We start from the raw sequence: 26,675 nt of genomic DNA on the forward strand, positions 1-26,675 counted from the left end.
GGGCGGTAATAGCACCGTTGCAGGTGACAGCACCGTGAAAGGCAATGCGACAATTGAAGGCACAACGACCACTAAGGATCTCAACGTAACAAACAACGTGACAATTACGAAAGATTTAACCGTAGGTGGAAATAGTACGGTTGCCGGTGACAGTTTAGTGCAAGGCAATTCAACAGTTTCAGGAAATTTAACGGTTGAAAAAGATTTCGAGGTTAAAGGAAATACCATCTTACAAGATGTCACGATTAATAATTCCCTAACACTTGCGGATGATGCCAAGATTGATTTAGGTAACTCGGATATTGAAGGCAACTTTGATATTTATGGTGATACCGATAAGAAAACGCTAAGTCAGGCATTGACACAATTGCAAATGGAAGGACCATTAGTTTACGTTGATCCTGAATCGGGTAAAGATGTTCAACGTCAAACAGAAGTTGTTCGAGTTAATAGTGGTTCGGATAAACCTGTACGGGTAACCAATGTTGCCGATCCTAAAGATGCGACTGATGCTGTCAATTTAGGCTACTTTAATCAAAAACTATCCTTAAATATGGGAGAAGTTCATAGTCGTATCAATCGTGTTGATCGCCGTTTACGCAGCGGTATTGCATCGGCTGTAGCAATGAGTTTATTACCACAATCCTCTCGTGCCGGAGAAAGTATGTTGAGTCTTGGAGGCGGCACTTACCGTGGTGCCTCTGCGATTGCTGTCGGCTATTCAAAAGTAACGGATAACGGTCGTATGATTATTAATATTGGAGGAAGTGCCAATAACTCAGGTGATTATGCCGGAGGTGCCGCAATTGGCTGGAAATTTTAATTAACGAAAAGTGCGGTCAAAATTGATGGTGTTTTTAATCGTTGTAGTTTGACTGTCACTTTAAAATTGAAATCAAGAATGGGTGTACAAAGTACGCCCATTTTTATCTGGAGCGCATAAGTTTTTGGAAAATATTCATCAGAAAGGTTTTTAATGGAATAACAACAGTTGATAAATTTTTTGCTATCGGTAAACTCAAACACACCATTTCAATTTTTCCTGAAAAACGGATCGTCTCTATCGGTTTTATTTTCAATTAGAGGATACATTATGAAACTAAAAACAACCTTAACACTTGTGACGGCTTCCTTATTTTTAGCCGCCTGTGATCAATCAGGCACTTCGGATAAAAATGCACAAGCAGCAAATCATTCAGCCTCATCAAATAATACGTTTGTGTATTGCACGGCGAAAGCCCCTTTAGGTTTTAGCCCGGCACTGGTGATGGAGGGAACCTCTTATAATGCCAGCTCACAACAAGTCTATAACCGATTAGTCGAGTTTAAAAAAGGTTCAACCGATATCGAGCCGGCGTTAGCGGAAAGTTGGGAGATTAGCGAAGACGGCTTAACCTATACTTTCCATCTCCGCAAAGGCGTGAAATTCCATACCACGAAGGAATTTACCCCAACTCGTGATTTCAACGCTGATGATGTGCTTTTCTCATTCCAACGTCAGTTAGATCCAAATCATCCTTATCACAATGTGTCAAAAGGAACTTATCCTTATTTCAAGGCAATGAAATTTCCTGATTTATTAAAATCTGTGGAAAAAGTCGATGATAATACGGTGCGTATCACTTTAAATAAAAAAGATGCCACCTTCTTGGCAAGCTTAGGTATGGATTTTATTTCTATTTATTCTGCGGAATATGCCGATGCAATGCTAAAAGCGGGCAAACCGGAAACCATTGATCATCGTCCTGTGGGGACGGGTCCTTTTATCTTTGTGGATTATAAAATTGACCAGGCTGCACAATATGTCGCCAATGAAAATTACTGGAAAGGTCGTACCCCGCTTGATCGCTTAGTGATTAGCATTGTGCCGGATGCCACCACCCGTTATGCCAAATTACAAGCCGGAACCTGTGATTTAATTTTATTCCCAAATGTGGCGGACCTAGCCAAAATGAAAACCGATCCTAAAGTTCAACTGTTAGAACAAAAAGGATTAAACGTGGCTTATATTGCCTTTAACACGGAAAAAGCCCCTTTTGATAATGTGAAAGTTCGCCAAGCATTAAATTATGCGGTAGATAAAAAAGCCATTATCGATGCGGTTTATCAAGGTGCAGGCACACCGGCGAAAAATCCATTACCGCCAACGATTTGGAGCTATAACGATGAGGTTCAAGACTATCCTTACGATCCGGAAAAAGCGAAACAGCTTTTAGCTGAAGCGGGTTATCCGAACGGTTTTGAAACAGATTTCTGGATTCAACCGGTGGTGCGTGCCTCTAACCCAAATCCAAAACGAATGGCAGAGCTTGTGATGGCAGATTGGGCGAAAATCGGCGTGAAAGCCAACCCGGTGACCTATGAATGGGCGGATTATCAAAAACGGGCAAAAGCCGGCGAATTAACGGCAGGTATCTTCGGCTGGTCGGGCGATAACGGCGATCCGGATAACTTCTTATCGCCATTATTAGCAAGTACCAATGCAGGCAATTCCAACTTGGCACGCTTCAAAAATCCCGAATTTGATGCGTTATTAGACAAAGCCATTGGCTTAACCAACAGAGAAGAACGTGCAGCCCTCTATAAACAAGCCCAAGTGATTGCACATGAGCAAGCCCCTTGGATTCCGGTAGCACACTCCGTTGGTTTTGCACCGCTCAGTCCTCGTGTAAAAGGCTATGTTCAAAGCCCATTTGGTTATGATGCTTTTTATGGTGTGAGCGTGGATGGTAAATAGTCTATCACATTGATATGTTAAGCCCTTATTTCTCATAAGGGCTTTTTTAACAGGAGACGAAAATGGATTTGCATAATATTCGAGAGGAATACCGTAAACGTGTGCTCTCACAACATGATTGCCATAAAAATCCTCTTTCACAGTTTGAATTGTGGATGAACGAGGCAATAACAAGCCAAGTTAATGAACCTACAGCGATGAACATTGCAACCGTTGATGAAAATCATCGACCAAGTAGCCGTATGGTATTACTTAAAGAAGTTAATCAACAAGGTTTTGTCTTTTTCACGAACTACCACAGCCATAAAGGGCGTGCTATTGAACATCATCCTTATGTGGCGCTGACATTCTTTTGGGCGGAACTGGAACGTCAAGTGCGGATTGAAGGTAAAGCAGTGAAAATCCCGGACGAACAATCTGACGAGTATTTCGCCAGCCGACCTTATACCAGCCGTATTGGTGCTTGGGCAAGTGAGCAAAGTGCGGTTATTTCCGGCTATCAATCGCTCTTAACAAAAGCAGCGCTGATAGCGGCAAAACATCCCATTAATGTTCCTCGCCCATCCCATTGGGGCGGCTATCTCGTTGTCCCGGATTGCGTAGAATTTTGGCAAGGTCGCCCAAGTCGCCTGCACGACCGTATTCGCTATCGTCTTGAAAATAATGACTGGATTCGTGAACGCCTTTCACCTTAGCATCATAGGTGCCAGATATAGTCACTAAAATAAGGAAAAAAATGACCGCACTTTCCACGCTTGATTCTCTCTACGTCCCGCTTCATCGCATTATTCCTTTTTCTAATGTGGAAGGGCAAGGTAATCGCAGTAGTATTTTTTTACAGGGTTGTAAACTGAACTGTCTGTATTGTCACAATCCCGAAACCATCCCACGCTATGCCGAAGGCGTAAGTCAGGTGAGTTTACGCTATCTCTATGATCAAGTGATGGAGGCTGTTCCTTTTATTCGTGGTGTCACGATTTCTGGCGGTGAACCCACACTCCATCATAAAAAGCTGATTCCTTTATTTCATACCCTGCGTACGCAAGGATTAAGTTGCTATTTGGATAGCAGCGGTTTTTTTGATTTTGAGCGTATTCGCCCGTTGATTGAGGTGACCGATAAATTTTTGTTCGATTTAAAAGGTGAGGGGATGGGATTACAAACCCTGTGTTTTGATCGGAAAAATCGTAAAGGGCTGATTCCAAATAACATATTATCCGAAACACAACGAATAAAAACCGAAAACCTTACTCGCAATTTGTCGAATCTCTCAAAACTGCTTCCTCTCAATAAAGTGGAAGAAGTGCGGTTAGTTTTTGTGAGGGATTTTTTTGATGCTTTTAAATTAATCGATCAACTTGCCATTCTCCTCAAACCTCATCCCAATGTTCTGCTGAAAATTATCCGTGTGCATACCAAGGGCGCACGAGATGAACAAGGCTTGCAGGATTTTGTACCAAGTCAAGGGGAAACCGACCAACTTGCCGATTATGCAAAAAAATGCGGGATTGATCACATATTGACGATTTATTAGATGATTGTGTTACTTTTTTGGGAAAAAGTTCACACAATTTTATAAAAAAACAGTAGAATGACGGCGATTTTATCTTTAACGATTCTGAGGTGTGTATGAGTATTTTAATGAGCATTCTTGGTATGGTGGTGTTAATTGCCATCGCATTTTTATTCTCAAATAATCGCCGAGCGATTAACTGGAGAACAGTATTAGGGGCGTTTGCGATCCAAATTGGATTTGCCGCCCTTATTTTATATGTACCGGCAGGTCAAAAAGCCTTAGGGGCAACGGCTGATGCCGTAGCGAATGTCATTGCTTACGGTAACGAAGGGATTAATTTTGTTTTTGGTGGATTGGCTGATCCCAGCAATATCGGGTTTATTTTTGCGGTGAAAGTATTACCGATCATCGTGTTCTTTTCCGGCTTAATTTCTGTGCTTTATTATTTAGGTATTATGCAGGTAGTGATTAGAATCATTGGCGGTGCATTGCAAAAAGTGTTGGGCACATCAAAAGCGGAATCTATGTCTGCCGCCGCCAATATTTTCGTGGGTCAAACAGAAGCGCCATTAGTGGTGAAACCTTATATCAGCCGAATGACCGAATCCGAATTATTTGCCATTATGGTGGGAGGCACCGCCTCTATTGCCGGTTCAGTGATGGCGGGTTATGCCGGTATGGGCGTGCCACTCACTTACTTAATCGCTGCCTCCTTTATGGCTGCACCGGCAGGTTTGTTATTTGCAAAAATCCTTTATCCTCAAACTCAACAATTTACCGATTCTCAACCTGAAGCAGACGACAGCGAAAAACCATCCAATGTATTAGAAGCAATGGCTGGCGGTGCAAGTGCCGGTATGCAATTAGCTTTAAACGTGGGGGCGATGTTGATTGCCTTTGTCGCCTTAATTGCTCTTATTAATGGTATTTTAAGTGGTGTGGGCGGTTGGTTCGGCTATGGTGATTTAACTTTACAAGCCATCTTCGGCTGGGTCTTTAAACCGCTTGCTTATTTGATTGGCGTATCTTGGGAAGAATCCGGTATTGCGGGACAAATGATCGGAATGAAATTAGCGGTAAACGAATTTGTGGGCTACCTTGAATTTGCCAAATACTTACAACCGGATTCCGCTGTCGTATTAAGTGAAAAAACCAAAGCAATTATTACCTTCGCCCTTTGCGGTTTTGCCAACTTCAGCTCGATTGCCATTTTAATTGGCGGGTTAGGCGGTATGGCGCCAAATCGCCGCAGCGATATTGCACGTTTAGGTTTAAAAGCAGTTATTGCCGGAACATTGGCTAACTTAATGAGTGCCACCATTGCCGGGCTTTTCATCGGATTAAGTGGCGCTGTGCTCTAAAGTGCGGTAAATTTTCACAATATTTTTTGCACCACGGTTGCCGTGGTGCATTGCTTTCAAATAATAGTCAAAAAAGAGGTAAATACTATGACTCCACATATTAACGCACCTGAAGGTGCATTTGCAGATAGCGTATTAATGCCGGGTGATCCGCTTCGTGCTAAATATATCGCAGAAACATTTTTAGATGATGTGAAAGAAGTCACCAATGTACGCAATATGCTTGGTTTCACCGGGACGTATAAAGGGCGTAAAATCTCCGTGATGGGACACGGTATGGGCATTCCGTCTTGCTCGATCTATGCAAAAGAATTAATTACCGAATATGGTGTGAAGAAAATCATTCGTGTCGGCTCTTGTGGCGCAGTAAAAATGGATGTCAAATTGCGTGACGTGGTGATAGGCTTAGGGGCTTGTACGGATTCTAAAGTCAACCGTATTCGCTTTAAAGATAATGATTTTGCTGCCATTGCTGATTTTGGTTTAGCCAGTGCAGCTGTTGCAGCGGCAAAAGAGAAAGGCATTGCAGTGAAAGTGGGTAACTTATTCTCGGCAGATTTATTCTACACACCGGATGTTGAGATGTTCGATGTGATGGAAAAATACGGCATTCTCGGCGTGGAAATGGAAGCAGCGGGAATCTATGGTGTTGCCGCAGAGTATGGGGCCCGTGCATTAACCATCTGTACGGTTTCCGACCATATCCGCACCCACGAACAAACCAGTGCGGAAGAGCGTCAATTAACCTTCAACGAAATGATTGAAATTGCGTTAGAAAGTATTTTAATTGACGATAAAAACGCCTAGTTCAAGGCTAGAAAAGCAAAAGAGCGGTCAAATTGATCGCTCTTTTCGATTATGCCAGTATTATCTAACTACACCACCGATTAAAGGCTTATTTCATCGCCTATGATATGCTATTTTGCCAAGTGGTTTGAGATCTTTAAACAGCATTAAATCAGGCTTTATGACATTTTATTATTTCCATCATTAATCTATTCAATTAAAGCAACTAAGCCCTGTGCAATACAACACCTGCCTTGCATAAAATGAGTCTAATGGCTAAGTTTTCTACGTTTTCAAGAAAGTACACGTAACAAAATCGGCTGAAACGCCGTTTGTTGGCCGAGTTTTTTGGTATAACGCTTAATGAGTGCAAAAGAAAGGGCGGTAAAAAGAAAAATCACGGTGGCTCGGCTTAATTCATTTTCGCTGATGTAATGGGATAACCCTGTTGTTATTAGTAATACAACAAGTGGCACGATATACATCAGTAAAGCAGAAAACAGCATAGATTTTTCCTCTAAACCAATTTCTACCACTTGCCCCTCACGGAGAGGCATCATACTTTCCACCGTAAAAATATGTTCCCCCCGCTTGCCATTGAGTTCAGAAAGGCTCGCCATACCACAGCTATTCTGGGCGGCACATTGTCCGCAAGCACTTTGGGATTGGCATTTTACTTTGGCGATGCCATTTTCATAGTGGATGACGATTGCACTTTCTTTTAACACTGGGCTTCTCCCAAATAAATATCAAAGCGGTGATTTTTAGTTTCACGGCTAAAGTGCGGTGATTTTTGGGCGAGAAATTCTGCATAGTCTGGGCGTTTTACCACCACCCGTTTGCGGGCAAGGTGTAATGCCGGAAGAAGCAATTCATCGGCATCTAAATCTGCCCCCACTAAATGCTGAAATACCCGCATTTCTTTTTTCACCAAAGCCGATTTTTGTTTGTGTGGATACATAGGATCAAGATAAACCACATCCACACAATTGGTTTCAGGGCTGAGCTCCTGAATATGGTGAACCGGTAATAATTGTAAATTTTGTTGCAACATTTTCCCAATTTCTTCATCTTGGTAGGCACGATTTAAGCCGTCTTGCAACAGTAAATGTACAACAGGGTGGCGTTCGACTAAACGTACTTGGCAACCGATAGCAGCAAGCACAAAGGCATCACGCCCTAATCCAGCAGTGGCATCGATTACGGTGGGGAGTTCATTTCCCTTAATCCCGACAGCTTTTGCGATGGCTTCGCCCCGTCCGCCGCCAAATTTTCGCCGATGAGCCATCGCACCGCCGACAAAATCCACATAGACCGCCCCGAGTTTGGGTTCGTCTAATTTACGTAATTCTAACCGCTCGTCCGTTTGTACCAAGGCAAGAGGGCTTTGCGCATCATGAATTACCCCTAAAGCATGACAAAGTGCGGTTAAATTTTCGAGTGTTTTTTCTGTGGATTCACAATGCAATTGAATCCTTACTTGCGAATCAGCCATACGCCACTTTCCATATGATCGGTGTAAGGGAACTGATCAAACAACGCCGCTTTTTCAATCCGGTGTGTTTTTGAAAGTTCTTGCAAATTATCACATAAGGTATGCGGGTTACAGGAAATATACAAAATACGATCATAATTTTGCACCAATTTTACCGTGTCGGGATCAAGCCCCGCACGAGGGGGATCCACAAAAATGGTGTTACATTCGTAGGCGGTTAAATCAATGCCTTTTAACCGATTAAAAGATCGCACGCCGTTCATTGCTTGGGTAAATTCTTCTGCCGACATTCGGATGATTTGCAAGTTATCCACCCCATTTTCGGCAATATTAAATTGCGCCGCCACCACAGAGGGTTTGGCAATCTCCGTGGCAAGCACTTTGCGGAAATTTTGTGCCAAGGCAATCGAAAAATTGCCATTGCCACAATAAAGCTCAAGCAAATCGCCTTCACTACCTGCGGTGCAACCGAGCGCCCACTCCAACATTTTACAATTCACCACCGCATTCGGTTGAGTGAAACTGTTTTCTACTTGGCGATAGACATAATTTCGCCCTGCAACAGGCAATACTTCGTCCACATAATCTTGATTTAAACAAATTTTTTGCTTGCTCGCCCGTCCGATAATCTGAACCTCAAAACCTTGTTCTTCAAGTAAAATTTTCAGAGTTTTTGCCGCACGTTCCCATTCTTCAGAAAGGGGTTTATGATACAGCAGGCTCACGATGATTTTATGGCTCAAGGTGCTGAGATAATCGATTTGAAATAATTTTTTATGCAATATTTCTTGTTGTTTGAGCAAGGGGAGCAAGCTTTGCATCATCTGATTAATGAGCCGACTTGCGATAGGAAATGTATCCACTCGGTAGCGTTGTTTGGTGGCTTGGTCGAACATAATATGATAAAAATCATCCTGTTCGTGCCAAATGCGAAACTCCGCCCGCATACGATAATGACGGGTTGGTGAATCAAACACTTGAAGAGGCGGGGCATTAAACGGGCGTAAAAGTGCGGTCAGTTTTTCCTGTTTTTTTTGGAGTAATTCGTAATATTGAGAAACGGGGAGTTGCATAGGATTTTCATTCTTAGATGACAAACTTCTTTCCTCCGCCCACAAGCAGGGATGAAGAATAATGCTAAAAAACAAAAGGCAGGCTTCTGCCTGCCTTGGTTGATTTCCTTATTCGCCGGAATAATCATCACCACCGGATGCGGCTTCGCTCACATCACCGGAGAGGGTGTAAACCCGTTTGGTGGTATTAATGCGGGTGCGGTATTTATGCCATGTTTTTTCAAAGAAAGTTTCCGGTGCACGCTCTCCACGACAGAATGCAACAAACTCTTTTTCTTCCTTTGTTGCCGGTTCACGTTCACCTAGTTCCAAAGCTTTAAACGCTTGACCGTATTGTTCAAGCACTTGTGATTCTTTGATGGTGTAATCACCGTGGCGGGAAAACCCTCGTGGGTAGTTTTTGTCGTCAAAAAAACGACGGGTAACACTAAAACTTGCAGCCATGATCATCTCTCTCTTTTCATTGATTAAAAACGGCAGGCATTAAACCAATTTTTCGTTATTTTTGCAATAAACCTTTTACGGTTTCCACATAATCCTTAACGAAATCATCATAATTTAAACCTTCAGGATTCACACGGAATTTTCCATTCACATAAAAATCCGGCACACCATGCACTTTAAATTGCGCCGCCGCATTCACTTGTTTATTCACCAAACCATTCACCGCAAAACTATTGATACCGCCATCAAATTGTTCTGCCGTAATACCGTTATCTAAAAAAATCGAACGAATATCGTCCATAGATTTTAAGCGATCTTTTTGTGCTGCCTGAAATAATGGCGCTTTAACTTTACCTTCCACACCTAATGCCATAGCTAATGCCCAAGCACGGGTTAAATTTTCAGACTGACGCCCTAAAAAATTCACGTGATATTGTTTAAACGCTACCCCTTCCGGCAATGCGTCTTTCACTTGCTGAGGAATTTTATATTCCATTTCAAAGGAATAGCAATGCGGACAATAAAAAGAGAAAAATTCAATCACCTCTTTTTGTGGTGCGGCTTGTTGGCTTACTTGAATATATTGTTTGCCCTCTTGTAAGTCTGCTGCCATGACATTGACGGAAAGAAATGCACCTAATGCGAGTAAAAATTTTTTCATTGTTTCTCCTTACTTAATAATGCCGCGTGCTTTTAACAATGCGGTTTTAAAATCGTCTTCATAGTCTTTTTTGATGCCGGGGATAGGCTCGTGTTTATCCGTACCATCCATTTTTAACTGATAAATAATCACTTCATCGGTTAATTCATTGAGTGGCTTTTGGAAACCGGACTCGTTGGCGATTTTTTGCAAGATTTCCATCAAGCTTAAATCCGGCGCTTTAGACCAATAGGGCTGTAAAAGTTCCAAAACTTCATTTAAACGTTTACATTTCATTGCTATTTCCTTTCCTATGTAGAAAAATAAGGCTAGATGATACTTGAAATAGCAACAGAATAAAATATGGTAATGACAATAAGTGCGGTAATTTTAGCGGGGGGAAAGGCAAGGCGAATGGGAGGACGTGACAAAGGCTTGCAACTTTTGCTGGGAAAATCGTTAATCCAACACGTTATTGAAGTGTTACAACCTCAAATTTCAACCATTGCCATTAATGCGAATCGCAACGTTGCCGACTACGCAAAATTGGGCTTTCCCGTGTTTTCCGATGAATTGCCGGATTTTCAAGGTCCGTTAAGCGGAATGTTGACCGCTCTTGAACAAGCCAAAACAGATTTTGTGTTATTCACCCCTTGTGATAGCCCTTTTTTTCCTAATAATTTGCTCGAAAAATTAAAAAGTGCGGTAGAAAATGACCGCACTTTAATTGCCTATGCCGCTGATGAAGCACGCCCTCATCCCACATTTTGTTTAATGTCTGTTCAATTAAAAGAAAAACTCCGTCAGTATCTTGCCTCCGGTGAACGCCGATTATTGCAATTTATGCACGAAAATGGCGGAAAATCCGTCATATTTAACCGCACTGAAGGCCGGTTTGTTAATTTTAATACCTTGGATGATTTACAATAAAACCCATTGAGTTCAACACCTTATGCAATCTATTCGTTTATCCCGTTATTTCACTCCACTACACCTCATCACTGCGATTTGTGTTGTGGTGTATTTATTACAACAAATCGGCTTTGAAGAAAATATCATGGAAATGTTCCATTACCCGGTTTACTTTGATCAGGATTGGGAACGTTGGCGTTATATCACCCATAGTTTTGTCCATTTGTCGAATATTCACATTATTGCGAACCTATCGTGGTTTTGGTTATTTGGCGGCGTGATTGAACGCCATTTTGGCGCAATGAAACTGTTCCTTCTTTTTCTTGTTTCTGCTGTGCTGACAGGCGTGGTGCAAAATTACTTCTCCGGTCCAAATTTCTTTGGTTTATCCGGCGTAGTCTATGCCGTATTAGGCTATGTTTTTATAGTGGATAAACTCAACGCCAATATTTTTGAGCTCCCCAAAGGTTTCTTTACGATGCTATTAGTCGGGCTGGTATTTGGGTTTATTAGCCCATTATTTGATATTTATCTTGGCAATGCCGCTCATATTTCAGGCTTGATCATCGGATTAGTTTGGGGATTCATTGATAGTAAAATTTCGTTGAATCGGTATAGAATATAAACATTATTCATTGAAAGGATACAAGAATGAAACAGTCCGTTCGTCATCAAAAAATTATTGAGTTAGTCAGTCAATATGGTTATTTAAGCACTGAGGATTTGGTGAATCGCTTGGAAGTGAGCCCTCAAACTATCCGGCGGGATCTGAATATTCTTGCGGAATTGGATTTAATCCGCCGTCATCATGGGGGGGCGGCTTCGCCTTCTTCAGTGGAAAATTCCGATTATATTGATCGCAAACTGTTCTTTTCTTCACAAAAAAACCGCATTGCCCAAGAGGTCGCCAAATACATTCCCAATGGTGCATCATTATTTATTGATATCGGCACAACACCGGAGGCTGTGGCGAATGCACTCCTTAATCATGAGCGTTTACGCATTGTCACCAATAATCTTAATGCCGCACATCTGCTCCGCCAAAATGAAAGTTTTGAAATTACCATGGCTGGGGGGTCACTGCGTATGGATGGCGGCATTATTGGCGAAGCAACCGTCAATTTTATTTCCCAATTCCGCTTAGATTTCGGGATTCTTGGCATCAGTGCCATTGATTCCGATGGCTCATTACTGGATTATGATTATCATGAAGTACAGGTGAAGCGATCAATTATGGAAAGTTCACGCCAAACCTTACTGGTAACCGACCATTCCAAATTTACCCGACAGGCAATTGTCCGTTTAGGGGAATTACGTGATGTGGAATATTTGTTTACCGATGAAGTGCCACTTTCTATTGCGCAGTATTTGCAAGAGACAAAAACTAAATTAGTGGTATGCAAGTAAAAAAGTGCGGTTATTTCTAACCGCACTTTTGTTTTTTGATATCCATATCAAACCAATGCGGTTAAGACCAATCCAAAAAACAAAATGGGTTATAGTACGACAATTAAAACACATCAAAATGATTTGTAAGCTAGGGGGAAAGACACTTGAGTTGTCAAGAAAAGCAAGGCTCGATAGTTCAAGAAATACGACGAGATTCCCTCTCAAATCGTGTATTTTATTATCCGGCAAATAGCCTAAAATGGAAACCATAAATATGTAAATTTGTGAACCCTATCACACTTAATGTTTCCTATTTTTCAATAAAATCTAATGCTTTTTCCACGACCTCAACGCCTGCGCCTTGTTTGAAAGCATTTTCACTTAAATAACGTCGCCATTGGCGGGCCCCTTTACAATGTTGAAACGCACCCAGCATATGGCGAACGATATGGTTGAGATAAACCCCTTGGCTAAGTTGCTGTTCAATATAGGGGAGCATCGCCAGCACCGCTTCTCTTGGTGTAATGATCGGCATCGTGACATCAAACAAAGCTTGATCAATCGTGCCAAGTAAACTCGGATTTTGATAGGCTTCACGACCTACCATCACCCCATCGACAAATTGTAAATGCTGCTGCATTTCCTCAATGGTTTTGATACCACCGTTAATGACAATTTTCAGCTGAGGAAAATCACGCTTTAACTGATAGACTCGTTCATAATCGAGTGGAGGAATTTCACGGTTTTCTTTTGGGCTTAATCCGGAAAGCCAAGCTTTACGAGCGTGAATAATAAACTCCTGCCCCCCTTTATTCTGCACTTTTTCGATAAAATCACATAAAAATTCATAACTATCGAAATCATCAATACCGATACGGGTTTTCACCGTCACCGGAATCTTTACCGCCTGTTGCATCTTTTCGACACATTCCGCCACCAAATCCGCTTTTGCCATTAAGCACGCACCAAACATCCCATTCTGAACCCGATCGGAAGGACACCCTACATTCAGATTAATTTCATGATAGCCTCGTTCTTCCGCCAGTTTTGCACAATGTTTAAGCTGCTCAGGATCGCTTCCGCCTAATTGTAGGGCAACGGGATTTTCACAAAGATCAAAATCTAACAGATCGTATTTAGCGTGAATAATGGCCGGTGTTGTCACCATTTCCGTATAAAGCAGCGCGTGTTTGGAAAATTGGCGATGAAAATAACGACAATGACGTGTCGTCCAATCAAGCATTGGCGCAACGGAAAAACGGCCACGATAAAAGTGCGGTTGATTTTGAGGCATTTTTTTATTTCTCTTGTTTATCGTTGCGATTCTGCGCACCAAAGACTTTTTACGGGCGGGAAATCTCTTACAACGGAAAAGGGCGTTCAAAATAAGGCGAAATTATGAGGAGAATAACCCGGGAAATCAAGCTCTATCCAAAAGTAGATATTTTGTGAATTACAGAATTTTCCATTGGGCATTTTCCCTCATCATTAAACCCCTACGACAATTCTAATGTGGATGGTTCAAACTGTCAGTAGAGGTTTGGATTTTCTCAGCAAAATTTATCTATTTATCCCTAAAAATGAATTCTTAATCCTGCACTAACAACATAATCTGAATGATTAACAAACCGTTGTTTTGCTGATTTTCCTCCGTTATAGCGGTATTTTGCCCCCTCAAGAAATGCGACGACTTGGCGATGTAATTTGTAATCTACGCCTAAAATAATTCCTTTTAATTTTCGTGTAGTGAAGTTTTCTTTACCATTTTTGATTGGTGATTGTGCTTTCCCCCACAAATAGCCGGCATAAATTTTACTTTTCGGATTAAATTGATATTTGGCAGCAGCGAGCCATTCTTCCACTTGGCGGAATTGGGCATTGCTTTGTTTGTTTTTTACTTCGACTTTTTGTCCTCGCCAACCAAAACCATATTGTTGATGATAGCGGCGGCGACCGTAATCCAAGCCCACAGAAAAATCGTGGTAGGTTAATCCTAACCCCAGTCCTAATGCCCGTTCGATATTGGTTTCTGATTTCCGTTGACGGCTAACACCCACTTTCACATCAACTTTCCAATCTTGAAAAGTATTATTGAAAAATAGTGCTAAAACATAACCATTGGTGTTCGGTAACGTTTTTACTTGTCCGCTTTTATCTACGGTTTGTTTACCGCTTTCACCAAAAATATAATCTGCTCCGACTTTAAAACCGTAGAACTCCCTTGATGTGAAATGGATGACCTGATCTGCCCGTTTAATCACTTTTTTCACATCGGTTAGGTTATAGCTGTAATCTGCCGCACTGAGTAAATCACCATTAGTAATTTGTTTACCAAAAGTGAAAGTGCCCAGTGGCTTATATTGAAAACCGGTGTAAAGATAGCGAGTGTAGAGTGAACTCCCTGTTTTTTTATCAGTAAAACGCATTTCGACATTACCAAGTGCGGTTAAATTTTCACTAATTTTATGGTTTATCCGCAAACGAATTCGTGAGCCATTATCGTCTAAATCGGTGCGTTCGCCTTGTTTATGGTGTATTTGGAATCGGAGCGAACCCCCTAAATCGATTCGAGAGCCCTCTTCTTGATAGATTGGTGCGGCAAAAGAGTAAGGGATAAGAGCTAAAGTTAATAAAAATAAGCCTAATTTTTTCATCATATTTACCTTATAAAAAGCGTGCTAAATCCCTTCCCCGTTTGTTTTTAAACGGGGGAGAGATGCTTGAGAAATTGTAGAGTTTTAATGATTATTGGAAACGTTGAAAATCACTGAGCGTGAATAATCCCATTGAGCGGGCAACATTGACATAGGTATAAAGCGCTTCAATCTGTTTTTTCTCAGCACTTGGTGCGCTCCCACCGCCAACGCCGTCAATTTTGAGCGGATAGCCCACATAATCAGCGTAACCTTTTAATACAGCGGTGGCTCTTGGGATATGAAGTTGTGTTCCGATACCAAGAATAGTATGCAGGTTATGGTGTTTAAACAGTTTTACCATACCAATTGCATTTCCCGGGGTATCTCGAGCAATCGGATCAAGTAAGAAACGGTTTGGATTTACGCCATTTTCTTTCAGCCATTTTGCCATCACATCGGATTCTGCGTAAGGCGTTTTGACTGGCCCTCCACTTAGTACCAATTTTGCATTTGGATATTTTTCCGCCATTTCTTTGGTTTTTTCTAAGCGTTGTAATAAGCCCTTTGATGGTGAACCGTCCGGATTGGGTGATTGCCCGAATACGGCAATAGCATCAAATTTCAATTGGGTTTGAGGTTGAGTGGAAAATGGCTGTTGTAGAATTTTTTCGGTGAAACGGAAAAAATTACGCATCGTCTGTGCCGCTTGTGGTGAACGTTTTTCTAAGGCATTGAAACGTTGATTGACTTGTTTTTCATCTTCCAAGGTTCTTGCTGCCAAAATACTGACTGCAAGGGCGTGTAGATCATCCGGTTTACGGCGTAAAATTTCATCTAGCTGAGAAAGGGCTTGGCGATAGTCTTTATTAATGAGATAGGCTTCAGCTTGAAGTCGGTATGTATTGAGATAATCAGGTTTTTCTTTCACTTTTTGATCTAAAGAGCGATAAAGCTTTTGCCATTCCCAGCGACGAAAAGCTTTCACATCATCTTTCAAATAAGGATCGTTTTCATAATCTTGAGCATAAGTTACAACGAGATGCTCAATCGCCTCTCCCCGTCCGGTTTCTTTACCTTTAGGTGCTTCAACGACACTTGATAAAGTAAAACCAAGCGGTGACATATCTTGGGTATTTTTTACGCATCTTGAAAGGGAAAGTGCCCCTATTCCTAATAAAAGTGCGGTAAAAAGTCGGCGGGTTTTAAACATTTTCATTGATGTCTCCTTAACGATATCAAATTTCAGTGATAATGAAAGATTATGGTTTAATCTTCCATTAACTATCGCTTTAAATGTTGTAATAATCCGGCATAAAAAAGAATTGATAATTAGGATTTTCACTTAAACAAAGTTGGCGTAAATCAAGTTGATGACCTACAATTTGTTTAATAATATTCATCAACATTTTTAGCTTCTGAGTATTCTGGTTAATATTAAGATTAATTACCATAAAGATAATTTCACCATGTAAAGTGAAATCTTCACTATCTGAGAAATGATAGATATCAAATTTTTCTTCTTTCGCAGATAAATTGCAGTAAATACCTATTTTCTGTTTTTTAGATAAAATATCTAAGTAGAGATAGTTTTTGCCTTGTTCTAAGTGGTTTTGGATAGGGAATATATTGAGTTTATATTCTTTTGAAATAAGTTTAGGTGTGATTTTAGGTAAGGTTTTATCATACTGATAGGTATGGTAGAAAATAGAGGAAAGTGAACTCACATATTCATTCTCTTGCATGTTGTCATCAGCATAATAGATAGGAGAATAAGGAATATCCATATTCTTACCATAGCTATTGCATAAGTAGTAGTCGTAATCGAGATTTTTATTTAACTCCAATTCATAGAGCATTTTGGTATCAATTTTGAGTATTTCATTACTAAAATAGTTTTTTAAATTGAATTTGATTTGTTGAGTGCTTAACCTACCATTAATTGAGATGATCGCTAATTTCAGTTTCTTTTTACTTAATTCTATTCGATTGAAAATGCCGGAAAGTACATCAAAAATAAAGTAATTTTCTCGTTGTGAAAATTGATAGTAATATTTTTGTTTAAACGAACGGTTTAAGTTTTCAATGACTTTTAGTAGTAAAGGGTTAGATTGAACAATACTTGTATTATAAAAACCGAGATCGACATCATCTGAAACACCGAGTGAAATTTTCATTGTGATAGGAATGAGGAGCTTAAATAGATCTTTGAATCCTGTTTGGTCAGAAGAAATATCGACATATAGCGTAGAGGAAATTTCATTAAAAATAAATTGATGAATTTCAGTTGTTTGTTTGATGAGGTTATTATAGTTTTCTTTACTACAATCAGCATAACGATAAAGATCATTGCTCATGATGAGAATGTAAGTGAGAAATCGCATTATTTCCGGAGAGAAAGAAAAGGCGTTTTTTTCCTGTTTTAGATTTTCACTCAGTTGAGTTAAAAACAGATATTCTTTTGTCTTTTTATAATGAAATGGTAAAACAGGGAGATCAATATGATAATCCCTTTTCTGTTCGCATTGGTGATAAAAATAAATCAAATATAATAGAAATCGTTCAGCATAAATATCAGAAAGCACAATTTCAGATTGAATTAATGTTTTGTTTAATGTGAGACGAATTTTTTCTTTGTTAGGATGATTAAAAAGTTGATTAAATTGAGGTATAAAAAAGTTTGGTTTCGTTTTATAGTTAAAATATTTATACATTCTCACCGTAAGCATGATCTTCTTGAAGGTTGCACCTTCAACTTTTATACCATAATAAGGTTTACTCACTAAATTAAGCTCATACTTTGCAAGTTTTTTCCTTACTTGATATAACTCTTTACTTAATGAGCTGTTAAAGCTTAGAAATAGTGCTTCTTGTAATTGTTCAATTTTAATGTACTGATCGCTAGAAAGTAAACGGCGTAAAATATAGTTAACCCGATGTTCAAATTTATTATTGATATTGGAAAGTTGTGAAATCTGGAAGTGAGAAAGGAGATCATTAGAAAGTTCTTCTTGCTCAATATGTAACTTATAGCCATAGGCCGCTTTAGAAAAAATAGAAATTTGATATTTTTCTAATGCTTCTTTTAAATATTTAATATCATTTTTTATTGTTCGGCTACTTACTTGTATTTCACTTGATAACTTTTCACTGTTGATATGTTGGTTGTTTCTTAATAGCAGTAGAAAGATCGCTTTATACCGTTTATTTTTATCTAATATTCTTAAGATTTGACTAATATCCATTTAATTCCCTTTCTTTAATGTATTAAGGCTGTCTGAAATAACAGCCTTTATTTAATCTAATCAAATGATTGATTTATAATTTCAGTCAATTTTGTTTCAATATCCGAATATGCACAAAATCCCAGTTCATTTTCTTTGCATTGTTCAAAATGAAGTTGAACGGACTGTGGTGGAGTGGTCAGTGTTAATGCTTGATCTTGCTGAATTTGTTCAATACTTTGATAAACATATTGTGTATTTACCCATTTTGTATTGTTCTTTTTATCCCGCCATATTTCAAAAAAGACTTTCCCTCCAATTGGAGTCGATTCATACTGATTTGGCAAGCGGTATGATTTTACCCCTAATGCACCGAGTAGGGTAATAATATTGGTATCATGTCCGACCAATAAACTCATTGTTCGCTGGGAATTGTTCAATTCTTGCTGCATAAATGTGGCTAAGGATTGGGCAAGGTGACTTGCGATGAATTTTTCGCCTCGTAACACGGTGAAATATTCATTTTTAATTTGATTGATGATTTCCCATTTCTCCGATGTTAATCGACTGAGTATTTTTGATGAAAGCGGATTAGCATAAAGCTCAATCAACAAATTATCCACAATCGTTTTACCCAGACGTAATGAACCGGATACTCCCACCTCTTTTCCTTTTTCAATTTTCAGTGTTCCTTCTTTAGAGAAAAAAGCGCAGTCGGTTTTGCCTTGGCAATGCGGGGATTGGGCATAATCAATCACCTCACCAAGCACTTGATATGCTGTTTGTAATTTTTGATGAGTTTGTTTTAACGGAATGCGTGAAATGGCCTCTTGTTTGAAGGTTTGGCTATCATTACGCACAATCGGATTAAATACCGGATCCATTGTGCCAAGGGCCACATTGTTTACCAGCTGAATGCCACAGCCGGGGAAGAGCCCCAATGTTAATGCTTGGCCTGTTGCTAAGGTTCGTTGAAGGCTATTGGTATAAATCAACACTTGTTCAGGTGGTAAACATTGGTTGATTTTTGTTAAACCTTGTTGATTGAGGTAATCTCGAATATAACGCCCGAATTTAACCTCCAAGTCAGCGCCTTTGGACATTAATTCTCCCGGGGCTTCTTGCCAAGCCGTCCATTGATAGGGAGTAACCTGTGTGAGTTGACTATCCGATTTGATAATCGGCGTTCTGACACCGTGTCGGCTAAAAATAAAGACTTTTTCCAGCTGATAGTCGGTCGTTGGCGTAGTATGGATAGAACCTATAGCATGATTTGATAAAAAGCTCATAGCACAGAGTAGAAAAAGACATGATTTTTTCATGTTAGACCTCAGTTATTGAGTCGTGCGGCATAACGCAAAAATATTGGCAAAATTGACCGCACTTTAAGAAGATATGACCTGATTATTCAAGATAATCTGCTTGCAATTGAATAATTTCAGCCTTACTGATGCCAAGTTGCTGTTCAGTATAGCGTTGAATTGAACCATATTTCTGTTCAATGGTATCAATCGACATTTCAATGAATTCGGGTTTGGTATCAATAAGTGAATAAAGATAATTCAATACTTCTTGATCTTGGGTGAGTTGACGGTAAATTGCCATTTTTTGACGATTACGTTCCAAGCGATTGATATGGGTCAGCATATAATCATCAATAATTTGATTTTTATCGACCCCTAAAACCCCTAGCAATAACATAGCGCCAAAACCGGTGCGATCTTTCCCCCCTCGACAATGTTGTATAAATGCCTCCCCTTTCAGATTAGCGGCAACTTTTAACATTGAAGCAAAAGCTTTTTGACATTCTGGTTTTTCCACAAAATTTTTGTATTGTTTCATTACAATATCATCATAATGTACCAAACAACCGTTTTGTTTCTGCTCAATAATTTTATTCACCAGATTTTCATCTTCATTTTCCTTTGATGAAGTGAATTGTGCAGCCAATTCTGCCGTGTGAGCGTTGGGGTCAAATTGGTAAATTTTCTCTGCCCCTATCACCTTATTGGGATATTTAGCAATTTCATTTGGGCTGCGATAGTCGATCACTGCCTGAATATTCAAGGGTTTTAACATTGCTATCCCATTTTCAGTCACATTGTATAAATGATCGGAACGATAAAGCCGATTCCATTTGACTTTTCGGTGATCTTGGGTGAGATAGCCCCCCATATCACGAAAGTTATTCATTCCTTCTATGGGGAGGGTTCGTAATTGGGCTTGTTGTTGTAAATTTGCCGTCATTTTACTAATACTCCCAAATAGACAAGCGCAATACAGAGGAGCATTGTGCCAATAATCAGTGTGGCAGCATATTTACCATTGGTTTTCTTCAGTATTGAATAAATACCGACCGTGACTAATAGGCTGAACAAACTGGGCATCACTTTATCGAACATTTCTTGCAGTTTGATCGTATTTTCACCCACACTAAACTCGACACCGAATTTCACCCTCACAACAGAAGCGATTAATGCGCCGATAACCATTAGCCCCACAACGTTCGCCATATTGCTGACACGTTGTAAAATATTGCTGTTACCGTTAATCATATCCATCCCTTTATGGTAACCATAATGGATACCATAATATTTGGAGGCAACATTGACAATGTTGTAGAGCAAGAACATTAAAATGGGGCCTAACAGGCTACCATTTAGTGCGAGTGCTGCACCGATACTGCCACAGATAGGTAACCAAGTGAATTTCAAAATACTATCACCCAATCCTGCTAGCGGCCCCATTAAACCGGTTTTTATTGCGGTGACGGTTTCTTTTTCATTTTCTTGGGTGGATTCTTCCACCGCTGCCGTAATACCTAGAATTAAGGCGTCTGAATTGACGTGGCTATTAAAGAATTTTAAATGGCGTTTCATTGCCTCGACTTTCTGTTCTTTAGGTTTATCTTGATAAAGTCGTTTTAAAACAGGGATAAAACTGGATAGAAAACCGATTGCCTGCATAGATTGATAATTATTGGTGACATTAAGTAACTGCATTCGCCAAAAGACTTTATTTAAATCCTGTTTAGTAATTTTGTGTGAAGTTTGCTGGGTCATAGGTCATAGTCCTCATCATTCGTATTTTGATTGGAAGCTACCGCTTGAGTATTTTTATGAATTGCCAAGTCATAAATTAGGGCTAACGGTAAGGCAATTAGGGTAATCGGTAAGACGGATAATTTAAGATAAACAGCGAGCGTGAAACCTGCGACTAAGAAGAGCCAGAGTTCTGCTTTTTTCAACATCATTAACATAAGTAAACCAATACCGATAGCGGGAATGATTTTGCCGGCAACATTTAAACCGGTAATCATTTTACCCGGTAATTGTGCAACGATTTGTGCGATTAAATCCGCGCCGAAATAGACGGCTAAAAAGGTAGGCACCGCACGAATTAAGAAAGCGATTGCCATTGGAATATATTGTATGCGAAAAATTTTATCGAAATTTCCTTCTTCGGCCCAACGCTCTGCAATTGGGTTTAGGGCTACAATGCCAGAACGGTATAAAATCAAAAGTTGCTGAGCAAGTAATGAGGTTGGAACAGCAAGGGCAATCGCTGCTTCTGTACCTCCTGCGGCAATGCCTAATGCCGTGCCAATTGCGGTACCTGAAATCATATCCGGTGCGGAATAGGCACCAACATTCCCTACGCCCATCCACATCACTTCTAAGGTTGCACCAATTAAAAGTGCGGTCTGTAAGTCACCCATAATTAAGCCGACAACTGTTGCGATCAAGAGTGGTCGTCTAATCATTTGCGTACCGATATCATCAATCGCACAAATACCCGCCCATAATGCAACGAAAAGTGCAGTTATCATTTAATCACCTCCGTTAAGTTTACTTTTTCATCATTGGGTACCATTTGAATGGTCACCGTCACCCCTTTATCCAAAAGTTGTTGAAAAGCCGAACGCTCTTCGTTAGTCACAGATAAAGCTTTCGTTAATTGGGTTCTCCCCTCTTGAAAACGCATTCCGCCAACATTTAGTTCATTAATAGGAACGCCTGCATTGACGGTTGATAACACATCAATACTGTTGGTAAACAGTAACATTGTGCGTCTGCTGAGTCCTTTGGTTCGATAAATTTCTGCAAATTTTTCAATTGTCAGTACGACAACTTTGATGTCTTGTGGAGCAGCCATAGCTAAAATATTTTTTTGAGTTTGATCGGTCGCTAATTTATCGTTTAGCACCACAATTTGTTCTACTTTGAATAGATTGACCCAAGTGGTAACGACTTGTCCGTGAATTAAGCGATCATCAATGCGACTAAAGCAAATCATCTTCGTCCTCCTGTTTTTGTAAATCATTGAAATCTCGAATGGTTAATCCGTTTTGATAGGCTGTTTGAATAAGCGATTTCATTTCATCAAATGGTAAATCACGATTCATTAGTACATCGAGTAATAGGGGTAAATTTAATCCGCAACAGACTAAAATATTTTCTTTTGTGATTAAGTGAGAGGCCAAATTCATCGGCGTGCCACCGAGAATATCGGTTAAAAAAATCAACCCTGATTGCGTATCTAATGAGGCGATTTTCTCTTGTAGTTCTTGTTTTAAGTGAGAAACGTTATCTACGGTAAATATTGATAAGGTTTCAAAGTTTGTTTGTTTTCCCACAATTAATTCCGCACTTTCTATTGCCGCTTTGGCAAAGTTTCCGTGGCTCATTAACACGAGGGCAATTTCTTTTGACATTGTGTTTTTCTCCATTGAGTTAAGTATTGATGACAATGTAGGAGAAAGTGATGATTGACTCAATTTTTAGAATTGCACGATATATCGCGCAAACTAAATTCGAAACAAGAGGAAACGGAGTGAGGATTTCCGGTCTTGGCGTATGTTTAATTATTGACAAGAGTGGGGGAAATCATTAGAATTTGCCGTCTATTTCTATATCGGAAGTAGATTTTTTGAACAACATTCTATTATTGAATAACATTTAAACTGGAGCTTTTTTAATGGCAACTATCAACCAGCTAGTACGCAAACCGCGTGTGAAAAAGGTTGTAAAAAGCAACGTTCCTGCATTAGAGGCTTGCCCGCAGAAACGTGGTGTATGTACTCGTGTATATACTACAACTCCTAAAAAACCTAACTCAGCGTTACGTAAAGTATGTCGTATTCGCTTAACAAACGGTTTTGAAGTAACTTCTTATATCGGTGGTGAAGGTCACAACCTTCAAGAGCACAGTGTTGTATTAATCCGTGGCGGTCGTGTTAAAGACTTACCGGGTGTGCGTTACCACACAGTACGCGGCGCATTAGATTGTGCAGGCGTAAAAGATCGTAAACAAGGTCGTTCTAAATACGGCGTTAAACGTCCTAAAGCTTAATGGTTCTCCGTTAAGTAAGGCCAAACGTCTAAATTAGCAAACAATTTAAACCATAAACTCCAGTCAAAAGCGCACTGCGCTGCAAAATTTCTCAACAGAGAAAGATTGCTGATGAGTTTTGGATATCCTGAAGATTAAAATACGGAGAAATTCGCAATGCCACGTCGTCGTAGTATTGAACCACGCAAGATTCTTCCAGATCCGAAATTCGGTTCAGAATTACTTGCAAAATTTATTAATGTAATCATGGTTGACGGTAAAAAATCCGTTGCTGAATCCATCGTTTACGGTGCATTAGAAACCTTATCTGAGCGTACAGGTAAAGAACCTTTAGAAGCTTTTGAAATCGCACTTGAAAATGTGCGTCCAACCGTTGAAGTTAAATCTCGTCGTGTTGGTGGTTCAACTTACCAAGTACCGGTTGAAGTTCGTCCGGTTCGTCGTAACGCATTAGGTATGCGTTGGATCGTAGAGGCTGCCCGTAAACGTGGTGATAAATCAATGGCTTTACGCCTTGCAAACGAATTATCAGATGCTTCTGATAACAAAGGTGCAGCAGTGAAAAAACGTGAAGACGTTCACCGCATGGCTGAAGCGAATAAAGCATTTGCTCACTACCGTTGGTAATAAGCTTTTGAACTTAAAGGGCTTCATCATTGATGAAGCCTTACCCTTATATAAACAGATATTAAACTAAACAAGGTTATAATAATGGCACGTACAACTCCTATTGAAAGATATCGCAATATCGGTATTAGTGCGCACATTGATGCGGGTAAAACGACTACTACTGAACGTATCTTATTCTATACAGGTGTGAGCCACAAAATCGGTGAAGTACACGATGGTGCGGCAACAATGGACTGGATGGAACAAGAGCAAGAGCGCGGTATCACCATCACCTCTGCGGCAACCACCGCATTCTGGTCTGGTATGTCTCAACAATTTCCACAACACCGTATCAACGTTATCGACACCCCGGGACACGTAGACTTTACTGTTGAAGTAGAACGTTCTATGCGTGTTCTTGATGGTGCGGTGATGGTTTACTGTGCGGTAGGTGGTGTTCAACCACAATCAGAAACCGTATGGCGTCAAGCAAATAAATATGAAGTTCCTCGTATCGCATTTGTCAACAAAATGGATCGTACCGGAGCAAACTTCCTACGTGTAGTTGAGCAATTAAAAACGCGTTTAGGGGCGAATGCTGTTCCACTTCAACTTCCAATCGGTGCTGAAGAAAACTTTACCGGTGTAGTTGATTTGATCAAAATGAAAGCAATCAACTGGAATGAAGCTGACCAAGGTATGACCTTCACTTATGAAGATATCCCTGCAAACATGGTTGCTGATTGTGAAGAATGGCGTCAAAACCTTGTTGATGCAGCGGCTGAAGCTTCGGAAGAATTAATGGAAAAATACCTCGGCGGCGAAGAATTGACGGAAGAAGAAATCAAAGAAGGTCTTCGTCAACGTGTATTAGCGAACGAAATCATCTTGGTAACCTGTGGTTCTGCCTTTAAAAACAAAGGTGTTCAAGCCATGCTTGATGCGGTGGTTGAATACTTACCGGCACCAACAGACATTCCTGCAATTAAAGGAATTAACCCGGATGAAACTGAAGGCGAGCGTCATGCAAGCGATGAAGAGCCGTTCTCTTCATTAGCGTTTAAAATCGCAACCGACCCATTCGTGGGTAACTTAACCTTCTTCCGTGTTTACTCTGGTGTGATTAACTCAGGGGATACCGTGTTGAACTCTGTGCGTCAAAAACGTGAACGTTTTGGTCGTATCGTTCAAATGCACGCAAACAAACGTGAAGAAATCAAAGAAGTTCGTGCAGGCGATATTGCAGCGGCAATCGGCTTAAAAGATGTGACTACGGGTGATACGTTATGTGCGATTGAAGCGCCAATCATTCTTGAGCGTATGGAATTCCCAGAGCCGGTAATCTCTGTTGCAGTAGAACCGAAAACCAAAGCAGACCAAGAAAAAATGGGTATTGCATTAGGTCGTTTAGCACAAGAAGACCCGTCATTCCGTGTTCATACGGATGAAGAATCCGGTGAAACTATTATTTCAGGTATGGGTGAGTTACACTTAGATATCATCGTTGACCGTATGAAACGTGAATTCAAAGTGGAAGCAAACATCGGTAAACCACAAGTATCCTACCGTGAAACTATCCGTACCCGTGTTAATGATGTTGAAGGTAAACACGCAAAACAATCCGGTGGTCGTGGTCAATACGGTCATGTAGTTATCGATTTATATCCATTAGAGCCGGAAGGTCCGGGTTACGAATTTGTTAACGAAATTAAAGGTGGTGTGATCCCAGGTGAATACATCCCTGCGGTTGACAAAGGTATCCAAGAACAACTTAAATCCGGTCCATTAGCGGGTTATCCGGTAGTTGACCTTGGTGTACGTTTACACTTCGGTTCGTACCATGATGTGGACTCATCCGAACTTGCGTTTAAATTAGCCGCTTCTTTAGCATTTAAAGCAGCGTTCGCTAAAGCAAACCCAGTTCTACTTGAGCCAATCATGAAAGTAGAAGTTGAAACGCCACCTGAGTATGTGGGTGATGTAATTGGTGACTTGAGCCGCCGTCGTGCAATGGTTAACGGTCAAGAAGCGAACGAATTTGTTGTTAAAATTGATGCAGAAGTTCCACTTTCTGAAATGTTCGGTTATGCAACAGACTTACGTTCACAAACCCAAGGTCGTGCATCATACTCAATGGAACCGTTAAAATATGCTGAAGCACCAACAAACGTTGCTGCAGCAGTGATTGAAGCGCGTAAAAAATAATTTTTGTAAACCAGCGGTATAAAATCTCTTCGGTTTTATACCGCACTTTCAGGAAATATTAGCAATGTCTAAAGAAAAATTTGAACGTACAAAACCGCACGTAAACGTGGGTACAATCGGTCACGTTGACCACGGTAAAACAACTTTAACAGCAGCAATCACCACAGTATTAGCAAAACACTACGGTGGTTCAGCGCGTGCATTTGACCAAATCGATAATGCACCTGAAGAAAAAGCACGTGGTATCACCATCAACACTTCACACGTTGAATATGATACCCCAACCCGTCACTATGCAC

30 protein-coding genes are annotated in these 26,675 nt (G+C 40.3%); 13 read left to right on the forward strand and 17 right to left on the reverse strand.

Annotated elements, in window-relative coordinates; all coding sequences use genetic code 11:
* Positions 1–823: YadA family autotransporter adhesin (locus BKK50_RS06985; RefSeq protein WP_143529778.1), on the forward strand; the 823-nt coding region annotated here is incomplete at its 5' end.
* Here the strand turns inward: BKK50_RS06985 and BKK50_RS06990 are convergent.
* Entirely contained in the window at positions 820–1,026 is a 207-nt protein-coding gene (locus BKK50_RS06990) for a hypothetical protein (protein ID WP_077416656.1), read from the reverse strand. The genes BKK50_RS06985 and BKK50_RS06990 overlap by 4 nt on opposite strands.
* Positions 1,027–1,093: 67 nt before the next feature.
* On the opposite strand from BKK50_RS06990, the gene BKK50_RS06995 reads away from it, so the two are divergent.
* The 5 genes from BKK50_RS06995 to deoD all read left to right on the forward strand — a co-directional run bounded on the left by BKK50_RS06995 (position 1,094) and on the right by deoD (position 6,421).
* Entirely contained in the window at positions 1,094–2,737 is a 1,644-nt protein-coding gene (locus tag BKK50_RS06995; RefSeq protein ID WP_077416658.1) for an ABC transporter substrate-binding protein, read from the forward strand.
* Positions 2,738–2,799: 62 nt separating this feature from the next.
* Positions 2,800–3,432 (forward strand): pyridoxamine 5'-phosphate oxidase, encoded by a 633-nt coding sequence (gene pdxH, locus BKK50_RS07000; RefSeq protein ID WP_077416659.1) that lies wholly within the window; start codon positions 2,800–2,802, stop codon positions 3,430–3,432.
* A gap of 41 nt (positions 3,433–3,473) precedes the next feature.
* Positions 3,474–4,271 (forward strand): 4Fe-4S cluster-binding domain-containing protein, encoded by a 798-nt coding sequence (locus BKK50_RS07005; protein WP_077416661.1) that lies wholly within the window; start codon positions 3,474–3,476, stop codon positions 4,269–4,271.
* A 95-nt stretch (positions 4,272–4,366) separates the two neighbouring features.
* Entirely contained in the window at positions 4,367–5,614 is a 1,248-nt protein-coding gene (locus tag BKK50_RS07010) for a NupC/NupG family nucleoside CNT transporter (protein ID WP_077416663.1), read from the forward strand.
* 87 nt (positions 5,615–5,701) lie between these two features.
* Positions 5,702–6,421 (forward strand): purine-nucleoside phosphorylase, encoded by a 720-nt coding sequence (gene deoD, locus BKK50_RS07015; protein WP_077416665.1) that lies wholly within the window; start codon positions 5,702–5,704, stop codon positions 6,419–6,421.
* Between the two features lie 272 nt (positions 6,422–6,693).
* Here deoD and BKK50_RS07020 read toward each other — a convergent pair whose 3' ends face one another.
* The 6 genes from BKK50_RS07020 to BKK50_RS07045 form a co-directional block, all read right to left on the reverse strand.
* Positions 6,694–7,128, reverse strand: a complete 435-nt coding sequence (locus tag BKK50_RS07020) for a SoxR reducing system RseC family protein (RefSeq protein WP_077416667.1) — start codon at positions 7,126–7,128, stop codon at positions 6,694–6,696.
* On the reverse strand, positions 7,122–7,895 hold the full coding sequence (locus BKK50_RS07025) for a class I SAM-dependent methyltransferase (RefSeq protein WP_077416669.1): 774 nt from the start codon (positions 7,893–7,895) through the stop codon (positions 7,122–7,124). Before BKK50_RS07025 ends, BKK50_RS07020 begins: the two co-directional genes overlap by 7 nt.
* Positions 7,877–8,968 carry a tRNA (uridine(54)-C5)-methyltransferase TrmA gene (gene trmA, locus BKK50_RS07030; protein ID WP_077416672.1) on the reverse strand — a complete coding sequence of 364 codons (1,092 nt, stop codon included), beginning with the start codon at positions 8,966–8,968 and terminating at the stop codon, positions 7,877–7,879. The genes BKK50_RS07025 and trmA overlap by 19 nt, the downstream gene beginning before the upstream one ends.
* A gap of 108 nt (positions 8,969–9,076) precedes the next feature.
* Positions 9,077–9,412: a MaoP family protein gene (locus BKK50_RS07035; RefSeq protein WP_077416706.1), complete on the reverse strand. Its 336-nt coding sequence runs from the start codon at positions 9,410–9,412 to the stop codon at positions 9,077–9,079.
* Positions 9,413–9,467: 55 nt separating this feature from the next.
* Positions 9,468–10,073, reverse strand: a complete 606-nt coding sequence (gene dsbA, locus BKK50_RS07040) for a thiol:disulfide interchange protein DsbA (RefSeq protein WP_077416674.1) — start codon at positions 10,071–10,073, stop codon at positions 9,468–9,470.
* Between the two features lie 9 nt (positions 10,074–10,082).
* The gene (locus BKK50_RS07045) at positions 10,083–10,349 is read right to left on the reverse strand and encodes a YihD family protein (RefSeq protein ID WP_077416676.1); all 267 of its coding nucleotides are present in this window, start codon (positions 10,347–10,349) and stop codon (positions 10,083–10,085) included.
* Between the two features lie 66 nt (positions 10,350–10,415).
* Between BKK50_RS07045 and mobA the strand changes: the two genes are divergently transcribed.
* The 3 genes from mobA to BKK50_RS07060 are packed head-to-tail and all read left to right on the forward strand — an operon-like array spanning position 10,416 to position 12,371.
* Positions 10,416–10,982 carry a molybdenum cofactor guanylyltransferase MobA gene (gene mobA / locus BKK50_RS07050; protein WP_077416678.1) on the forward strand — a complete coding sequence of 189 codons (567 nt, stop codon included), beginning with the start codon at positions 10,416–10,418 and terminating at the stop codon, positions 10,980–10,982.
* A 22-nt stretch (positions 10,983–11,004) separates the two neighbouring features.
* Positions 11,005–11,589 carry a rhomboid family intramembrane serine protease gene (locus BKK50_RS07055; protein ID WP_077416680.1) on the forward strand — a complete coding sequence of 195 codons (585 nt, stop codon included), beginning with the start codon at positions 11,005–11,007 and terminating at the stop codon, positions 11,587–11,589.
* A 26-nt stretch (positions 11,590–11,615) separates the two neighbouring features.
* Positions 11,616–12,371, forward strand: coding sequence for a DeoR/GlpR family transcriptional regulator (locus BKK50_RS07060; RefSeq protein ID WP_077416682.1), 756 nt, complete (start codon positions 11,616–11,618; stop codon positions 12,369–12,371).
* A 292-nt stretch (positions 12,372–12,663) separates the two neighbouring features.
* Here the strand turns inward: BKK50_RS07060 and dusA are convergent, their stop codons facing one another.
* The 10 genes from dusA to BKK50_RS07110 form a co-directional block, all read right to left on the reverse strand.
* Entirely contained in the window at positions 12,664–13,647 is a 984-nt protein-coding gene (dusA, locus tag BKK50_RS07065; RefSeq protein ID WP_077416685.1) for a tRNA dihydrouridine(20/20a) synthase DusA, read from the reverse strand.
* Between the two features lie 280 nt (positions 13,648–13,927).
* The gene (locus BKK50_RS07070; RefSeq protein ID WP_077416687.1) at positions 13,928–15,010 is read right to left on the reverse strand and encodes a porin; all 1,083 of its coding nucleotides are present in this window, start codon (positions 15,008–15,010) and stop codon (positions 13,928–13,930) included.
* 88 nt (positions 15,011–15,098) lie between these two features.
* Positions 15,099–16,205, reverse strand: a complete 1,107-nt coding sequence (locus tag BKK50_RS07075) for a YdcF family protein (RefSeq protein WP_077416689.1) — start codon at positions 16,203–16,205, stop codon at positions 15,099–15,101.
* Between the two features lie 73 nt (positions 16,206–16,278).
* Positions 16,279–18,231: a BglG family transcription antiterminator gene (locus BKK50_RS07080; RefSeq protein WP_077416691.1), complete on the reverse strand. Its 1,953-nt coding sequence runs from the start codon at positions 18,229–18,231 to the stop codon at positions 16,279–16,281.
* A gap of 56 nt (positions 18,232–18,287) precedes the next feature.
* Complete coding sequence (locus BKK50_RS07085) at positions 18,288–19,532, reverse strand: histidine-type phosphatase (protein WP_077416693.1); 1,245 nt, start codon at positions 19,530–19,532, stop codon at positions 18,288–18,290.
* Between the two features lie 82 nt (positions 19,533–19,614).
* A complete protein-coding gene (locus BKK50_RS07090) occupies positions 19,615–20,457 on the reverse strand; it encodes a tyrosine-protein phosphatase (protein WP_077416695.1) in 843 nt (280 codons plus the stop codon).
* On the reverse strand, positions 20,454–21,272 hold the full coding sequence (locus tag BKK50_RS07095) for a PTS system mannose/fructose/sorbose family transporter subunit IID (protein WP_077416697.1): 819 nt from the start codon (positions 21,270–21,272) through the stop codon (positions 20,454–20,456). Before BKK50_RS07095 ends, BKK50_RS07090 begins: the two co-directional genes overlap by 4 nt.
* Positions 21,269–22,039, reverse strand: a complete 771-nt coding sequence (locus BKK50_RS07100) for a PTS mannose/fructose/sorbose/N-acetylgalactosamine transporter subunit IIC (RefSeq protein ID WP_077416699.1) — start codon at positions 22,037–22,039, stop codon at positions 21,269–21,271. The genes BKK50_RS07095 and BKK50_RS07100 overlap by 4 nt, the downstream gene beginning before the upstream one ends.
* The gene (locus BKK50_RS07105) at positions 22,036–22,506 is read right to left on the reverse strand and encodes a PTS sugar transporter subunit IIB (protein WP_077416701.1); all 471 of its coding nucleotides are present in this window, start codon (positions 22,504–22,506) and stop codon (positions 22,036–22,038) included. The genes BKK50_RS07100 and BKK50_RS07105 overlap by 4 nt, the downstream gene beginning before the upstream one ends.
* On the reverse strand, positions 22,493–22,924 hold the full coding sequence (locus BKK50_RS07110; protein ID WP_077416703.1) for a PTS sugar transporter subunit IIA: 432 nt from the start codon (positions 22,922–22,924) through the stop codon (positions 22,493–22,495). The genes BKK50_RS07105 and BKK50_RS07110 overlap by 14 nt, the downstream gene beginning before the upstream one ends.
* A 263-nt stretch (positions 22,925–23,187) precedes the next feature.
* Here BKK50_RS07110 and rpsL point away from each other — a divergent pair, with 263 nt between their 5' ends.
* From rpsL to BKK50_RS07130, 4 genes are all read left to right on the forward strand, one after another.
* Positions 23,188–23,562 (forward strand): 30S ribosomal protein S12, encoded by a 375-nt coding sequence (gene rpsL / locus BKK50_RS07115; protein ID WP_005543325.1) that lies wholly within the window; start codon positions 23,188–23,190, stop codon positions 23,560–23,562.
* A 156-nt stretch (positions 23,563–23,718) separates the two neighbouring features.
* Entirely contained in the window at positions 23,719–24,189 is a 471-nt protein-coding gene (gene rpsG / locus BKK50_RS07120; protein WP_018356117.1) for a 30S ribosomal protein S7, read from the forward strand.
* An 84-nt stretch (positions 24,190–24,273) separates the two neighbouring features.
* A complete protein-coding gene (fusA, locus tag BKK50_RS07125) occupies positions 24,274–26,376 on the forward strand; it encodes an elongation factor G (protein WP_077416704.1) in 2,103 nt (700 codons plus the stop codon).
* A gap of 64 nt (positions 26,377–26,440) precedes the next feature.
* On the forward strand, positions 26,441–26,675 hold a 235-nt coding region (locus tag BKK50_RS07130; RefSeq protein WP_244149405.1), incomplete at its 3' end, for a GTP-binding protein.

Origin of the sequence: Rodentibacter rarus (genome assembly GCF_001998965.1) — a bacterium.
Taxonomy (GTDB): domain Bacteria; phylum Pseudomonadota; class Gammaproteobacteria; order Enterobacterales; family Pasteurellaceae; genus Rodentibacter; species Rodentibacter rarus.

Coding starts and splice junctions, on each gene's coding strand:
- fusA (WP_077416704.1), top strand. CDS start 24,274: ATGGCACGTACAACTCCTATTGAAAGATATCGCAATATCGGTATTAGT.
- deoD (WP_077416665.1), top strand. CDS start 5,702: ATGACTCCACATATTAACGCACCTGAAGGTGCATTTGCAGATAGCGTA.
- BKK50_RS07075 (WP_077416689.1), bottom strand. CDS start 16,205: ATGAAAATGTTTAAAACCCGCCGACTTTTTACCGCACTTTTATTAGGA.
- BKK50_RS07095 (WP_077416697.1), bottom strand. CDS start 21,272: ATGACCCAGCAAACTTCACACAAAATTACTAAACAGGATTTAAATAAA.
- rpsG (WP_018356117.1), top strand. CDS start 23,719: ATGCCACGTCGTCGTAGTATTGAACCACGCAAGATTCTTCCAGATCCG.
- dusA (WP_077416685.1), bottom strand. CDS start 13,647: ATGCCTCAAAATCAACCGCACTTTTATCGTGGCCGTTTTTCCGTTGCG.
- BKK50_RS07045 (WP_077416676.1), bottom strand. CDS start 10,349: ATGAAATGTAAACGTTTAAATGAAGTTTTGGAACTTTTACAGCCCTAT.
- BKK50_RS07060 (WP_077416682.1), top strand. CDS start 11,616: ATGAAACAGTCCGTTCGTCATCAAAAAATTATTGAGTTAGTCAGTCAA.
- BKK50_RS07025 (WP_077416669.1), bottom strand. CDS start 7,895: ATGGCTGATTCGCAAGTAAGGATTCAATTGCATTGTGAATCCACAGAA.
- BKK50_RS07010 (WP_077416663.1), top strand. CDS start 4,367: ATGAGTATTTTAATGAGCATTCTTGGTATGGTGGTGTTAATTGCCATC.
- dsbA (WP_077416674.1), bottom strand. CDS start 10,073: ATGAAAAAATTTTTACTCGCATTAGGTGCATTTCTTTCCGTCAATGTC.
- BKK50_RS07100 (WP_077416699.1), bottom strand. CDS start 22,039: ATGATAACTGCACTTTTCGTTGCATTATGGGCGGGTATTTGTGCGATT.
- BKK50_RS07080 (WP_077416691.1), bottom strand. CDS start 18,231: ATGGATATTAGTCAAATCTTAAGAATATTAGATAAAAATAAACGGTAT.
- rpsL (WP_005543325.1), top strand. CDS start 23,188: ATGGCAACTATCAACCAGCTAGTACGCAAACCGCGTGTGAAAAAGGTT.
- BKK50_RS07055 (WP_077416680.1), top strand. CDS start 11,005: ATGCAATCTATTCGTTTATCCCGTTATTTCACTCCACTACACCTCATC.
- trmA (WP_077416672.1), bottom strand. CDS start 8,968: ATGCAACTCCCCGTTTCTCAATATTACGAATTACTCCAAAAAAAACAG.
- BKK50_RS07085 (WP_077416693.1), bottom strand. CDS start 19,532: ATGAAAAAATCATGTCTTTTTCTACTCTGTGCTATGAGCTTTTTATCA.
- BKK50_RS07110 (WP_077416703.1), bottom strand. CDS start 22,924: ATGTCAAAAGAAATTGCCCTCGTGTTAATGAGCCACGGAAACTTTGCC.
- BKK50_RS06995 (WP_077416658.1), top strand. CDS start 1,094: ATGAAACTAAAAACAACCTTAACACTTGTGACGGCTTCCTTATTTTTA.
- BKK50_RS07070 (WP_077416687.1), bottom strand. CDS start 15,010: ATGATGAAAAAATTAGGCTTATTTTTATTAACTTTAGCTCTTATCCCT.
- BKK50_RS07035 (WP_077416706.1), bottom strand. CDS start 9,412: ATGGCTGCAAGTTTTAGTGTTACCCGTCGTTTTTTTGACGACAAAAAC.
- BKK50_RS07105 (WP_077416701.1), bottom strand. CDS start 22,506: ATGATTTGCTTTAGTCGCATTGATGATCGCTTAATTCACGGACAAGTC.
- BKK50_RS07005 (WP_077416661.1), top strand. CDS start 3,474: ATGACCGCACTTTCCACGCTTGATTCTCTCTACGTCCCGCTTCATCGC.
- pdxH (WP_077416659.1), top strand. CDS start 2,800: ATGGATTTGCATAATATTCGAGAGGAATACCGTAAACGTGTGCTCTCA.
- mobA (WP_077416678.1), top strand. CDS start 10,416: ATGGTAATGACAATAAGTGCGGTAATTTTAGCGGGGGGAAAGGCAAGG.
- BKK50_RS07090 (WP_077416695.1), bottom strand. CDS start 20,457: ATGACGGCAAATTTACAACAACAAGCCCAATTACGAACCCTCCCCATA.